The following is a 13,659-nucleotide window of genomic DNA, read 5'->3' on the forward strand; positions in this document are numbered from 1 at the left end:
GCCCGCCCGCGCCCGGCCCGCCCGCCGGGCGCGCCGCCCTGCCAGGAGACGTCGCCATGCCCCCCGAGCTTCCCGCCCCCGACCTGATCGTCGAGGCCGGCCATGTCCTGCGCGGCGTCGACGCCGCCGGCGCGATGATCGCGCAGGAGGGCGCCGCGATCCGCATCGAGGGCGGGCGCATCGCCGAGATCGGGCCGGCCGCGGAGATCGCGAAGGGCCGCGAGGGGCTGCCCCGCGTCGGCGGCCCCGGCATGGTCGCGATGCCCGGCTTCGCCAACGGGCACCACCATTTCGGCCTGACGCCCCTGATGGCCGGCGTCCCCTTCGCCCCGCTGGAGCTGTGGCTGCCCCGTTTCCGCGCCATGCGCCAGCTGCCCCTGCGCCTCGACACCCTGTTCTCGGCCATCGAGATGCTCGAGAGCGGGACGACCTGCGTCCACCACATCTTCTCGAACCTGCCCCCGGATCGCGAGATCTGGGACGAGACCGCCGACGCGGTGCTCGACGCCTATGACGAGATCGGGATGCGGGCCGCGTTCTCCTGGATGATCCGCGACCGCAACGTGCTGGCCTACGATCCGGACGACGAGGTGGTCGGCCGCCTGCCCTCGGACCTGCGGACCTGGGTCGATGCGGGCCTCGCCGCCTCCCGCGTGCCGGTGGCCGAGCAGATGGACTTCTTCGCCCGCCTCAAGTCCCGGCGGGAGGGGGCGGCGCCCGAGCATGTGCGCGCCGCGCTGGCGCCCGCCAACCTGCACTGGCTGAGCGACGCGGCGCTGGAGACGATCTTCGGGACCGCCTCCGACCTCGGCGCGCCGATCCACATGCACCTGCTCGAGACCCGCCGCCAGCGCGACTTCGCCCGCGAGCGGCTGGGCCGGGGGGCGGTGGAGCACCTCCACCACCTGGGCCTGCTGGGCCCGAACGTCACGCTCGGCCACGGCAACTGGATGAGCGAGGCGGAGCTCGACATCGTCGCCGACTGCGGCTGCACGATCTGCCACAACGCCTCCTCCGGCCTGCGGCTGGCGTCGGGGATCGCGCCGGTGAACGCGCTCAGGGCGCGGGGGGCGAAGGTGGCGCTGGGCATCGACCAGTCGAACCTGATCGACGACCGCGACATGACGGTGGAGATGAAGCTCGCCTGGGCGCTGCACCGGGGGACGGGCATGTTCTCCGACCGCCCCGACGCGGCCGCGATCCTGCAGATGGCCTCCGAGCATGGCGCGGCCTCGGCCGGGTTCGCCGGCATCGCCGGGCGGCTGGAGCCGGGCTACGCCGCCGACGTGGTGCTGATGGACCTCGCCCGCATCGGCCGCCCCCGCATCAGCCCCCGCACCCCGATCGCCGAGGCGGTGCTGCACCGCGGCTCCCGCGCCGCGGTCGAGACGGTGCTGGTCGGGGGCCGCGTGGTCGTCGAGGGCGGCCGCGCGATCTGCATCGACCGCGAGGCGGTGATGGCCGAGATCGACGAGATCCTCGCCCGCCCCGAGACCGAGGCCGAGGCGGAGACCTGGGCGAAGGTCGACCGTCTGGTGGCCCACCTGGAGGAGGAGCACCGAGGCCGCGGCTTCCCCGACGATCCGAAGCTCTACCGCTACAACGACCTCGTCTGAGGTCGGTCGCCGCAACGACCTATTCCGAGGTCAGGGTCAGGGGCGGGGCAGGCCCGCCGCCCAGCGCTCGAGGATCGCGAGCGCGCCCTCGACCGGCGCCTGCACCACGCCCGGGCGGCCGCCGGCCGGCCGGGCGGCGACCTCGCGCAGCGCGGCCACGTCGCCCGCCCGGCGCAGCTGCGGGGGCACGGCGGCCAGCGCCGCGTTGGCCTCGCCCAGCCCCAGCGCCCAGCCCATGCGGCGGATGCCGGCGATCTCGATGGCGGCGAGGCACAGGGGGCAGGGCTCGCAGCTCGAGTAGATCTCGCACTCCGAGAGGTCGAGCGTCCCCAGCCGGCGGCAGGCGTCGCGGATCGCCTCGGTCTCCCCGTGGGAGGTGGGGTCGAGATGGGCGAGCGAGTGGTTCAGGCCGCGCCCTACCACCTCGCCGTCGCGGATCACCAGGGCGCCGAAGGGCTCGGTCCCCGGCCGCTCCAGCGCGGTGGCGGAAAGGGCGACGGCCCGGGCGATCCAGTCCTGCGGCGTGGTCATCGGGCGGTCTCCTCTCCCGTCTGCGGAGCCCTGAGCGCGCGGGCCGCGGCGAGGCGTGCGGGAACCGTCTCGGCCAGCCGGTCCAGCACCAGCCGCGCCGCCCGGGTCAGCGGCCGGCGCGCGTCCACGGCGAGCGAGATCGTCTGCGGGCGCAGCCCCGGCTCGCGCAACGGTCTCCAGACCAGCGTCCCGCGCTCGATCTCCGGCAGCACGTCGAGCTCGGAGGTCAGCATCGCCAGCCGCCCCTCGGCCAGCGAGCTTTTCAGGAGCTGGAGCGAGTTCGACAGCAGCGCCGGCGGGTTGTCGGCGAAGAGCCACCCATAGCGCGTCTCGAGGTAGCGGCGGCTGGGCAGGACCGCGGATTGCGAGACGGTGGGGTGGCGGGCAAGGTCGGCCATCGTCGGCGTCTCCAGCGCCGCCAGCGGATGGTGGGGCGCGGTCACGCAGCCGAAGGGCAGGTCCGCGCTCCACGCCGCGTGCTGGTTGCGGTTGGGGGCGAGGTTGAAGGCCAGCGCCAGGTCCACCGTCCCCTCGTCCAGCGCGCGCCCGGCCTCGGGCGGGGTCAGCACGTCGCAGGCGAGCTGGATGCGGGGGTGCGTCTCCTGCAGCCACGCCGCCAGTTCCGGCAGCAGGCCGTTCGCCAGGCTGTCCATGGCCGCGAGGCGCACCGTCCCGCGCTCCTGCCCGCGCATCTCGCGCAGGCCGTCGTCCAGCCGCTCGGCGTCGGCGCGCCAGCGGCGGGCCATGACGATCACCGCCTCGCCGGCCGCGGTGGGGCGCATGCCGCGGGGCAGGCGCTCGAACAGGGGCGTCTGGCTCGCCTCCTCCATCGCGTGGATGTGCCGGTCGATGGCCGAGGCCGCGATCCCCAGCGCGCGCGAGGCGCCCTGGACCGAGCCATGCTCGGCCACCGCCTCGATGTAGCGCAGCGGCCGGGGCAGCAGGTGGAGGGACATCGGCGCTCCATTCGCAAAACGAGAATGGACAGTTGCGTATTTCGACATGGATGGCAATCCAATCCGCGGCTACCGTTTTCGCATCCGCAGCAAGGACGGGACGCCCGGGATGACGCCGACCATCGACCTCGACGCGATCAACGGCGCCGACGACCGGGCGGCGCAGGCGCTGCTGCTGCCCTTCATCGAGCGCTCGCCCGAGGTCGCCGCCCGCGCCGCCCGCCGCCGTCCCTTCGCCGACGCCCCGGCGCTGGCCGCGGCCCTGCGCGCGGCGCTGTTCGAGCTGACCGAGGCGGAGACGCTGGAGCTGTTCCGCGGCCACCCCGAACTTGCGCCGCCCGCGCCGGACGAGATGACGCCGGCCTCGCAGACCGAGCAGGGCCGCCTGGGCCTGACCGACCCTGCCGCGCCGGTCGCCGCGCGGCTGGCGGAGCTGAACCGGCGCTACCGCGCCCGCTTCGGCTTCCCCTACATCGTGGCGCTGCATCGCCACGCCGACCTCGAGAGCGTGCTGGCGAATTTCGAGCGGCGCCTCGACGCCGCGCGGGAGGACGAGATCGCCGCCGCGCGGGAGGAGATCGCCTCGGTCTGCCGCGCGCGGGTGCTGGCGGCGAGCGAGGCTCCGGCGGCGGGCTCCAACGCCGGCGGCGTCTCGATCCACGCGGTCGACGTCGCCTCCGGCCGCCCGGCGGAGGGGCTGGAGGTGCGCCTGATCCGCGTGGCCCCCGGCGATCCCGCGGTGCTGGCCGAGGGACGCTGCGGCCAGACCGGCCTCTTCGATCACCCCACCGTGCAGGGCGAGGGGATCGAGGCCGGGCGCTACCTGGCCGAGTTCGAGGTCGGCGCCTATTTCCGCGCCCGCGGGGGCGAGAGCGCCGACGCGGGGTTCCTCGAGACCGTGCGCTACGACTTCGGCGTGCCCGAGCCCGCCCAGCACTATCACCTGCCCTTCAAGTTCACCGCCTGGGGCTACTCGCTGTTCCGGGGAGGGTTGTGAGCATGGCGCAGGAGACGCGATCCCCCCGCCGCCTGCGCGCCCACTGGGGCGCGGCGGGCGCGCTGTTCCTGATCGGGCTGGCGATCTGCTTCATGGTCGGCGGGCTGGAGCTGGGGCTGGGCGTCCTGTTCCGCCCCGGCACCGGCGCCTTCCCCTTCTTCACCGGGCTGATCCTGGCGGGCCTGTGCGTGGCGATCCTGGTCCAGGACCTCGCCGACCCCGGCCTGGCCGAGCGGCCGGACTGGATCTCCTTCGCGGCCATCGCCGCGGCGCTGGCGGTCTTCGCGGCGACCGCCGACCGGCTGGGGCTGGTTCCGGCGGCGTTCCTGACGACGGTGGTGGCCTCGGTCCCCGACCGCTCGCTCCCCTTCCCCGGCAAGGCGGCGCTGGGCGCGGCCGTGGCGCTGGGATCGTGGCTCCTGTTCATCCAGGCGCTGGGACTTCCCTTCAAGGCGATCGCGGGGATCTGAGCCATGGACGTCCTCTCCTCCTTCGCCGGCGGGCTCGCCACGGTGCTGCAGCCGCAGAACCTGCTCTACTGCTTCATCGGCTGCTTCCTGGGCACCTTCATCGGGGTGTTGCCGGGCATCGGCTCGATGGCCGCCATCGCGATGATCCTGCCGCTGAGCTTCTATCTCGAGCCGACGACGGCGCTGGTGATGATCGCGGGGGTCTACTACGGGGCCGAGTACGGCGGCTCCATCGCCTCGATCCTGATGAACATTCCCGGCACGCCCTCGTCCTCGATCACCTGCATCGACGGCTACCCGATGGCGAAGAACGGGCAGGCGGGGCTGGCGCTGTTCGCGACCTCCATCGCCTCCTTCGGGGGCGGGATGATCGGGATGGTGGTGATGGCCGCGCTGTCGCCGGGGCTGGCGCGGCTGGCGCTGAACTTCGGGCCGGCGGAGTATTTCTCGGTGATCCTGCTGGGGCTGGTGGCGGCCTCGGCGGTGTCGAACGGCGGCGCGGTGAAGGGCGTGGCGATGGTCACGCTCGGGCTGATGCTGGGCACGGTGGGCATCGACCTGACCACCGGCGACCTGCGCTTCACCCTGGGCATCCCCGAGCTGCGCGACGGCGTGAACCTGGTGATCGTGGCCATGGGCCTGTTCGGGGTGGGGGAGCTGATCGCCTCGATCCGCGCCAACGCCGGCGGCGGCAAGGCCACGCAGGCGGTCGAGTACGGCCGGCGCATGCGTCCGACCCGCGCCGAGTGGCGCGCGATGGTCGGCCCGATCTGGCGGGGCGGCGCCATCGGCAGCTTCTTCGGCGCCCTGCCGGGGACGGGGCAGACGGTCGCCTCGGCGGTGGGCTACGCAGTGGAGAAGAAGATCTCCCCCTCCCGCGCCCGCTTCGGGCAGGGGGCGATCGAGGGTGTGACGGTGCCCGAGAGCGCCAACAACGCCGCCACCCAGACCGCCTTCATTCCCACCCTGACGCTGGGGGTTCCCGGCTCGGCCTCGATGGCGATGGTGATCGGGGCGCTGATGATCCACGGCATCACTCCGGGTCCGCGGATCCTGACCGACCACGCCGACCTGTTCTGGGGGCTGGTCGCCAGCTTCCTGGTCGGCAACGTGATCCTTCTGATCCTCAACGTGCCGCTGATCGGCATGTGGGTGAAGCTGCTGCAGATCCCCTACCGCTACATGTACCCCACGATCATCGTGCTGATCTGCATCGGCGTCTATTCGCTGAACAACAACGTCTTCGACATCTGGCTGACGCTGGTCTTCGGGATCGCCGGCTACCTGATGCGCCTGTTCCGGTTCGAGCCGGCGCCCCTGCTGATCGGCTTCGTCCTCGGCCCGATGATGGAGGAGCAGCTGCGCCGCGCCATGCTGCTCTCGCGCGGGGACCCGATGGTGTTCCTCGAGCGGCCGATCTCGGCCGCGCTGATCGCGGCGACCGTCGCGATCATGGTCTTCGGCCTCGCGTCCGGGCTGCGCGCCCGGCGCCGGCTGCGGATGGCGGGCCTGCCCGCCGACGAATGAGCTTTTCCGCCTTCCGACCCCGCGCGCGCGCCGCGCCTCCGACGAAAGGGACGACCATGTCCAAGACCCTGACCCGCCGCGCCGCGTTCGGCGTCGGCCTGGCCGCGACGCTCGCGGTCTCGCTTCCCGCCCTGGCCGCCGCCGAGCCCGGCGCCTGGTCCGAGGAGCCGGTGCGCATCGTCGTCACCTTCCCGCCGGGCGGGACCTCGGACCTGGTGGCGCGCCTGCTGGCCAAGCACCTTGACGAGGCGTTCGGGCAGAAGGCCGTCGTCGACAACCGCCCCGGCGCCGCCGGCACGGTCGCGGCCGACTACGTGGCCAAGCAGGACCCCGACGGCACGGTGCTGATGATCGCGAACAACGCGCCCTTCACCATCGCGCCCACCCAGTTCGCGAGCCTGCCCTACGACCCGATGGGCGACTTCAGCCATGTCGCCTACATCGGCGCCTCGGCCCCCGGCCTGTTCGTGAAGCCCGACAGCGGCATCGCGACGGTCGCCGAGTTCCAGGCGGCCGCGAAGGATCACTCGATCTCCTACGGCTCCTCGGGGATCGGCTCGATCTCGCACATCCTGGGCAAGGCCGTGGACGGGGCGCTGGGGGTCGAGACGCTGCACATCCCCTACCAGGGCTCGGCGCCCGCCATCCAGGACTTCCGCGCCGGGGTGCTGGACACGTTCTACGACATGGTCGCCCAGAACGCCCCGATGATCGAGGACGGCGAGGCGGTCGCCATCGCCATCGCCTCCGAGACCCGCTCCTCGGTCACCCCCGACGTGCCCACGTTCAAGGAGCAGGGCTTCGACATCGTGATCGAGAACTGGGTGGGCCTGACGGGCCCGGCGGGGATCCCGGACGAGACGGCCGCGAAGATCCACGACACGGTGCTGGCCGTGATCGCGCTGCCCGAGGTGCAGGCCCAGCTGACCGACCTCGGCGTGACGACGCGCGAGATGTCCTCGGCCGACTACGCCGCCTTCGTCGAGACCTCGATGGGCGTGTGGAAGCCGCTGATCATAGCGGCCGGCGTGCAGGGCAAGTGAGCCGCGCCTGAGCGGCGCGCGAAAGGGACCGCGGGGCGGCCGTCGGCGGACGGCCGCCCCGCGGCCGTTCCGGGCCCTCGCCTGCGCGATCTCGGCACATGGCGTCCGCGCCGGGCCCGCCGCCAACATGCGCCTTCTCAAGCAGCGAGGAGCGAAGAGGCATGAGCGAGATGCACGACGTGATCGTCGTCGGGGCCGGGTCGGCCGGGGCGGCGCTGGCGGGGCGCCTGTCCGAGGATCCCGACCGTCGCGTCCTGCTGCTGGAGGCGGGCGCCGACTGGCGCGCCGACCAGGCGCCCCGCGCCGCGCGCTCGGCCAACATCTTCCCCTTCATGTTCCAGCCCGATCACCAGGCCGCCTGGCAGTGGCCCGGCGTCTGGAGCCGGCGCACCGCGGTGCAGGAGCCGCGGCACTACTGGCGCGGCCGGGGGCTGGGGGGCAGCTCGCTGGTCAACGCCCAGATCGCGATCTGGGGCGTGGGCGCGGCCTTCGACGCCTGGGCCGCCGCGGGCTGCGAGGGTTGGAGCGCCGCCGACGTCCTGCCGCTGTTCGCGAAGATGGAGCACGACCCCGAGATGGCGGGCGTGAACCACCACGGCCAGGGCGGCCCGCTGCCCATCTACCGCGCCCCGCAGGAGACCTGGGGCCCGATCGACAAGGCGCTGCGCGACGCCGCCCTCGACTGCGGGCACCCGTGGAACCCCGACCTCAACGCCCCTGACGGGGAGGGGGTCTCCTGCTATCCGATCAACAGCCGCGGGCTGGAGCGGGTGACCACCAACGACGGCTATCTCGAACCCGCCCGCGGCCGCGCCAACCTCACGATCCAGGGCGGCGCGCTGGTCGACCGGGTGCTGATCGAGGACGGCCGCGCCACGGGGGTCGAGGCGCTGATCGAGGGCGAGCGGCGCACCTTCCGGGGGGCGGAGGTGGTGCTGTGCGCCGGCGCCGTCCATTCCCCCGCGATCCTGATGCGCTCGGGCCTCGGGCCCAGCCTGCACCTGCGCGCCCACGGCATCGAGGTGAAGCGGGAGCTTCCCGACGTCGGGCGCAACTTCATGGACCACCCGATGCTGCGGGTGAAGGTGGTGATGAAGCCCGAGCATGCGCCCAGGGACCCCGACCAGCGGCACACCAACTGCTGCGTCACCTACTCCTCAGGGCTGGGCGAAGGCGGGGTGCGGGACATGATCCTGATCGGCTTCAACCATCGCGACATCGAGGGGACGGGCGGCAACGCCGACGGCGCCGTGGGCATCGGCCTCTTCGACGCCTTCTCCCGCGGGGAGGTGACGCTGAAGTCCGCGCGCCCTGAGGACGATCCGGTGGTCGAGGAGAACATGCTCTCCGACCCCCGCGACATGCTGCGGATGCGCGACGCCGTGCGCCGGGTGCGCGAGATGGCCCGCCGCCCGGCCCTGCGCGACATCGCGCAGGCGATCATGATCTCCGAGAGCGGGATCGACATCGAGACCGCCGCCGACCTGCCCGACGCCGAGCTCGACGCGCTGATCCTGCGCCAGGTGGGCGACATCCAGCACGCCGCCGGCACCTGCCGGATGAGCGCCTTCAACGACCCGCAGGGCGTGGTGAACCCGGACCTGACGGTGAAGGGCGTGCCGGGGCTGCGGGTGGCCGACGCCTCGATCATGCCGATGGACTGCCGGGCCAACACGCACATGACCTGCGTGATGATCGGCGAGGCGCTGGCCGAGCGGATGAAGACGAAGGCCCGCGCCGCCGCCTGAGGGCGGGCGCCGCGCCGGGGGCCCCGGGTCCAGCCCGGGGCGCGCCGTCGCGCCCTCAGCGCGGGGCGGGGGGCTGGGCGGCGTACCAGGCCGCGACGGCCTCGATCTCGTCGGCCTCCAGCGCATGGGTGGCGCGGGTCATCAGCGCGGCGAAGGCGCCGCCGCCGCGCGGATGCTCGGAGGCGAAGAGGCGCAGCTGCGCGGCCAGATAGGGCGCGTGCTGGCCGGCGAGGCGCGGGAAGCTCTCTCGCCCCTGGCCGGCCTCGGGCGCGTGGCAGCCTTGGCAGGCGCCGACGTCGCGGTCCGGCAGGCCCTCGCGCGCCAGCCGCTCGCCCAGCGCAAGCGCCTCGGGCGAGGCGGCGCCGATCCCCGGCCCCGCGCCCATCGGCGCGGCGGCGTAGTCGGCGGCGAGTTGCGCCAGCGTCTGCGCGTCCAGCCCCGCCACGGCATGACCCATGATCCCGCTCGCCCGGGCGCCCTCGGCGTAGCTCTCCAGCGCCGCGCGCAGCGCCGCCTCGGGCTGGATGTCGAGACGCGGGATCAGCCCGCCCTCCGCCGGCCCGGCGCCGTCCGGCCCGTGGCAGCGCGCGCAGTCGGCGCGCGGCGGGGCGGCGGGCAGGGCGAGGCCGCGGGCGCGCTCCCCCGCCGCGCCGTAGGCCAGCGCCCGGTAGGTCCCGGCGTCCATGCCGGGCAGGGCCTGCAGGAACGCGACGACGGGCCAGACCTCGTCCTCGCGATGGCGGGCGGGCCAGGCGGGCATGCCGGTCATCATCACGCCCTGGTCGACGATCCAGTGCAGCTGCGCCGGGGTCCAGTCGTCGATCCGCTCCGCCAGATCCGGGGGCTTGGGCAGCATCGTCCGCGCGGCCCCGCCCGAGGGCGCGGCCGGGCTGCCGTGGCAGGGGGCGCAGCCGCTTTCGTAGTGCCCCGCGCCCAGGCGCACGAGGCCGGGGGCCGAGAGGTCGGGGACCTCGGTCCCCATCGCGTGGAAGGCCACCGCCCGGCGCATCGCCGTGTGCAGCACCCAGTCGGCGAGCTTGGAGTGGCCCCCCGCCGCCCCGATGGGCGCGAGGCCCAGCCAGAACGCGGCCGCGCCGGCCGCGGCGGCGATCAGCGCCGCGATCAGCAGCGCGCGCAGGGTGACGGTGCGGTCTAGCATGCCGGACTCTCCTCCCGCCGCAGCAGGCGCGCGGCCAGCGCCAGCCCGCCCGCCAGGTAGACCGCCCCGCCCGCGCCCAGCATCAGCAGGCCCCCGACCTCCTGGTCGCGCAGGAGGTCGAGGCCGAAGAGCCCGCCGCCCGGCGTCTGCGCCAGGCAGATCGCGCGGGGCGAGAGGGCGATCAGCACCCCCAGCAGGGTCATGTGCATCGAGGTGAACAGCAGCGCCCCCGCCCCTGCCATCGCCGCCCCAGCGCGGCCGGGACCGGAGGCGGGCGCCGCCAGCGCCGTGGTCCACACCGCCAGCGCCGCGCCCAGGAACGTCGCCTGCTCGGCCGCCAGCGCCCAGGCCTGCGTGCGGGCCAGCGTGTGCAGCGCCGGCGCGTGCCAGGCCCAGATCGCCGCAAGCTCGACGACCGAGGCCGCCACGGGCGCCCAGCCGGGAAGGGCCGCGGCCCCCGCCCGGCGCGCCAATCCCAGCGCCAGCAGCGGGGCCGCGACCGCCACCACCGCCATATGCATCGCCATATGCGCGAGGAAGCTGCCCTCGGCCAGCCGCGGCAGCGGCCCGCCCCAGGCGAGCGCCAGCACGGCGAGGCCGGCGAGAAGCGCCGCGCGCCCGCTCATCGGCAGGTTCCCAGCAGGGCCGCGGGCAGGGCGGAATAGACGATGGCGACCAGGCTGACGACGCAGAGCAGCATCGAGACATGGGCGAGGAAGCGCCGGCGCTCCTCGGCGTCGTCGGCCTCGTAGACCAGGTCGTCGTCGGTGACGCTCAGCCCCCGCACCCGCCACAGGGCGCGGAACACCAGCCCCAGCGCGAGGATCGCCACCACGGTCGCCCCCGCGATCGCCCAGCGCGCGGGATCCAGCGAGGCGCCGGGCCCGGCGCGCGCGCACCACACCGCGCCGATCCAGTAGCAGGCGAGGAAATGCGCCCCCCAGATGATCGGCCCCGTGGCCACCCGCCACAGGCCTCGGCGCTGCACCTCGCCCTCGCCGTGGAAGCGGCTTTCGCGGGCGGCGGCGGCCTCGGGGTCGCGCGGGGCGGGGGCCTCGGTCTCGGGGGCGTCGGGGCGGGTCATGGCGCGGCCTGCGGGAAGGCGGCGAGGGCGACGGCGGTCAGGATCGCCGCGAAGGCGTGGAAGTGCCAGAACACCTCCGAGTTGCGGATGTCGGCGTCGTAGCGGGGCGTCAGGCGCCCCGCGAAGCTGGCGACGAGGCAGAAGGCCTGCATGATCGCCCCCACCGCGGCATGGGCGCCCGACCACAGGACCAGCGTCCACACGATGGCGGGCCAGCTGTGCGCCGTCGGGTCCATCCCCGCCGTCCACGGCCCCAGCGCCAGCGCCGCCGCTCCCGCGATCCCCGCGATCAGCGCCACGCCCAGCAGCGCCCGGAACAGCGCCACGCGCCCCGCGGCGTTCGCCCGTCGCCCGCCCCAGGTGGCGAGCCAGGCCGTCGCGGTCAGCGCCAGCGCCGCGGCGGGCCAGCCGAGGCCGGGCACGGGCAGGCCGGGGGGCGGGAACGCCTCATGCACCGTCCAGAAGAAGAACAGGCCGAAGATCAGGCCCAGGAAGGCGGTCAGGTCGCCCAGCATGGTGATGAACATCGCCCACCACCCCGTCGACTTGGGCCCCGAGACGTAGAGCGGCGCGTCGCGGCCCAGCCCGATGGGCTTGCGGTCCTTCTCCGGATGCTCGCCCGTCCCGGTCCACACCCACAGCAGGATCGCGACCAGCGCGCCCGCGGCCGAGATCCCGGTCAGCCACCACCAGTGGAAGGTGGCGAAGATGAAGACGCCCCCCAGCGTGACCGCCGACCAGATCGGCAGGGTCGAGGGGCCGGCGACGCGCAGCACCTGCTCGGGCTCCGCGTCGAGGACCGAGGTCACCAGCGTCTCACGCCGCCCCTCCTCGGCGTCGGGCAGGTAGAAGCGGCCCTCGTCGTAGTTCTTCACATAGTCGGGGTCGTCCCAGATCGGATAGCGCGAGGAGACCTGGGGCACGCAGCGCACCCCCCAGTCGCCCGGGGGCGAGGTCTGCAGCCACTCCACCGCGCCGCCCTGCCATGGGTTGCGGGGGGCGCGGTCGGCCTCGGACTTGGGGCGCACCAGGTCCCACACGAAGACCAGGAAGCCCGCGGCGAAGACGAAGGCGCCCGCGGTCGAGACGGCGTTGAGCGTGTTCCACCCCATGTCCGCGTCGTAGGTCCACACCCGGCGCGGCATCCCCAGCATGCCCGTGAGGTGCATCGGCAGGAAGCAGACCGAGAAGCCGAGGAAGCACAGCCAGAAGCTCCACCGCCCCAGCCGGTTCGACAGCATCCGACCGGTGATCAGCGGGTAGTAGTAGTGGACCCCCGCCACCAGCGGGAACAGCATCCCTCCGAACAGGGTGAAATGCAGGTGGGCCACGATGAAATAGCTGTCGTGGGCCTGGAAATCGAAGGGCGCGACCGCGACCATCACCCCCGTCAGCCCGCCCATCACGAAGATCGCCAGCGCGCCCAGGCTCCACAGCATCGGGACCGAGCGGCGCACCGTCCCCAGCATCAGCGTCGCGATGAAGACGAAGATCTGGATGCCGGTGGGGATCGCGACCGCCTCGGACGCCGCCGAGAAGAAGCCGATGGAGATCGAGGGCAGCCCCGTGGTGAACATGTGGTGGACCCACAGCCCGAAGCTGATGAAGCCCGTCCCCATGGCCGAGAGCACGATCCACGAATAGCCCGCGATGGGCCGTCCCGCGAAGGTGGGGATCATCATCGCCAGCAGCGCGATCGAGGGCAGGAAGATGATGTAGACCTCGGGGTGCCCGAAGATCCAGAACAGGTGCTGCCACAGCAGCGGATCGCCGCCCCGGGTCGGGTCGAAGAACGGCCAGTCGAACATCCGCTCGAGCTCGAACAGGATGTCGCCGGCGATCAGGGGCGGGAAGGCGAACAGGATCATCGCCCCCACGATCAGCACGTACCACGCATAAAGCGGCGTGAGGTTCATGCGCATCCCCGGCGGGCGGCACTTGAGCGCGCCCACGATCAGCTCGACGGCGGCGGCGATCGAGGCGACCTCGATGAAGCTCAGCCCCAGCAGCCAGATGTCGGCGCCCACGCCCCCCTGCGTGGTGGCGAGCGGCGGGTACATGAACCACCCCGCGTCCGGCGCGACCCCGAAGAAGATCGAGCCGCACACGAACACGCCCCCGATCAGGTAGCACCAGAACCCGAAGGCCGAGAGGCGGGGGAACGGCAGGTCCCGCGCGCCCAGCAGGGCGGGCAGGATCAGGATCGCCACCGCCTCGAAGATCGGCACGGCGAACAGGAACATCATCGCCGTGCCGTGCAGGGTGAAGGCCTGGTTGTAGAGCTCGGGGCCGATCAGGTCGTTCTCGGGCACGGCGAGCTGCGCGCGCACCAGCAGCGCCAGCACGCCGGCGAACAGCATGAAGAACAGCGCGGCGCCGGTGTACCAGACCCCGACCTCGGTGTTGTTCACCGCGGTCCAGTAGCGCCAGCCGGTCGGCGTCGCCCAGGCCTTGCGCAGCCGCGCCTCCTGCGCGGCGCGCACGGCGGGATCGTCCTGCATCTCGGGGTGGGAGGCGTCGGTCATGGG

At 73.6% G+C, this 13,659-nt stretch carries 12 protein-coding genes; 6 read left to right on the top strand and 6 right to left on the bottom strand.

Annotation, left to right across the window (positions count from 1 at the left end; all coding sequences use genetic code 11):
• Positions 1–56: 56 nt before the first annotated feature.
• Positions 57–1,616 (top strand): amidohydrolase family protein, encoded by a 1,560-nt coding sequence (locus P2H44_RS21490; RefSeq protein ID WP_275766968.1) that lies wholly within the window; start codon positions 57–59, stop codon positions 1,614–1,616.
• Between the two features lie 36 nt (positions 1,617–1,652).
• Here P2H44_RS21490 and P2H44_RS21495 read toward each other — a convergent pair whose 3' ends face one another.
• Together P2H44_RS21495 and P2H44_RS21500 are read right to left on the bottom strand one after the other, a co-directional pair.
• On the bottom strand, positions 1,653–2,147 hold the full coding sequence (locus tag P2H44_RS21495; RefSeq protein ID WP_275766970.1) for a nucleoside deaminase: 495 nt from the start codon (positions 2,145–2,147) through the stop codon (positions 1,653–1,655).
• The gene (locus P2H44_RS21500; protein ID WP_275766971.1) at positions 2,144–3,103 is read right to left on the bottom strand and encodes a LysR family transcriptional regulator; all 960 of its coding nucleotides are present in this window, start codon (positions 3,101–3,103) and stop codon (positions 2,144–2,146) included. The genes P2H44_RS21495 and P2H44_RS21500 overlap by 4 nt, the downstream gene beginning before the upstream one ends.
• A 109-nt stretch (positions 3,104–3,212) precedes the next feature.
• Between P2H44_RS21500 and uraD the strand changes: the two genes are divergently transcribed.
• From uraD to P2H44_RS21525, 5 genes are all read left to right on the top strand, one after another.
• Entirely contained in the window at positions 3,213–4,100 is an 888-nt protein-coding gene (gene uraD / locus P2H44_RS21505; RefSeq protein WP_275766973.1) for a 2-oxo-4-hydroxy-4-carboxy-5-ureidoimidazoline decarboxylase, read from the top strand.
• Positions 4,101–4,102: 2 nt separating this feature from the next.
• Complete coding sequence (locus tag P2H44_RS21510) at positions 4,103–4,570, top strand: tripartite tricarboxylate transporter TctB family protein (RefSeq protein ID WP_275766975.1); 468 nt, start codon at positions 4,103–4,105, stop codon at positions 4,568–4,570.
• Positions 4,571–4,573: 3 nt separating this feature from the next.
• Positions 4,574–6,097 (top strand): tripartite tricarboxylate transporter permease, encoded by a 1,524-nt coding sequence (locus P2H44_RS21515; RefSeq protein WP_275766977.1) that lies wholly within the window; start codon positions 4,574–4,576, stop codon positions 6,095–6,097.
• Positions 6,098–6,153: 56 nt separating this feature from the next.
• The gene (locus P2H44_RS21520) at positions 6,154–7,140 is read left to right on the top strand and encodes a Bug family tripartite tricarboxylate transporter substrate binding protein (RefSeq protein WP_275766979.1); all 987 of its coding nucleotides are present in this window, start codon (positions 6,154–6,156) and stop codon (positions 7,138–7,140) included.
• A 161-nt stretch (positions 7,141–7,301) separates the two neighbouring features.
• A complete protein-coding gene (locus P2H44_RS21525) occupies positions 7,302–8,888 on the top strand; it encodes a GMC family oxidoreductase (protein ID WP_275766981.1) in 1,587 nt (528 codons plus the stop codon).
• A 55-nt stretch (positions 8,889–8,943) separates the two neighbouring features.
• Here P2H44_RS21525 and P2H44_RS21530 read toward each other — a convergent pair whose 3' ends face one another.
• From P2H44_RS21530 to ctaD, 4 genes are read right to left on the bottom strand one after another with little or no spacing between them, the layout of a single operon-like run.
• Positions 8,944–10,047: a c-type cytochrome gene (locus P2H44_RS21530; RefSeq protein ID WP_275766982.1), complete on the bottom strand. Its 1,104-nt coding sequence runs from the start codon at positions 10,045–10,047 to the stop codon at positions 8,944–8,946.
• Positions 10,041–10,673: a cytochrome c oxidase assembly protein gene (locus P2H44_RS21535; protein ID WP_275766984.1), complete on the bottom strand. Its 633-nt coding sequence runs from the start codon at positions 10,671–10,673 to the stop codon at positions 10,041–10,043. Before P2H44_RS21535 ends, P2H44_RS21530 begins: the two co-directional genes overlap by 7 nt.
• Positions 10,670–11,131, bottom strand: coding sequence for a hypothetical protein (locus tag P2H44_RS21540; RefSeq protein WP_275766986.1), 462 nt, complete (start codon positions 11,129–11,131; stop codon positions 10,670–10,672). The genes P2H44_RS21535 and P2H44_RS21540 overlap by 4 nt, the downstream gene beginning before the upstream one ends.
• Positions 11,128–13,656 (bottom strand): cytochrome c oxidase subunit I, encoded by a 2,529-nt coding sequence (ctaD, locus tag P2H44_RS21545; RefSeq protein WP_275766988.1) that lies wholly within the window; start codon positions 13,654–13,656, stop codon positions 11,128–11,130. The genes P2H44_RS21540 and ctaD overlap by 4 nt, the downstream gene beginning before the upstream one ends.
• Positions 13,657–13,659 lie beyond the last annotated feature (3 nt).

The organism is Albimonas marina, from assembly GCF_029223255.1.
GTDB lineage: Bacteria > Pseudomonadota > Alphaproteobacteria > Rhodobacterales > Rhodobacteraceae > Albimonas.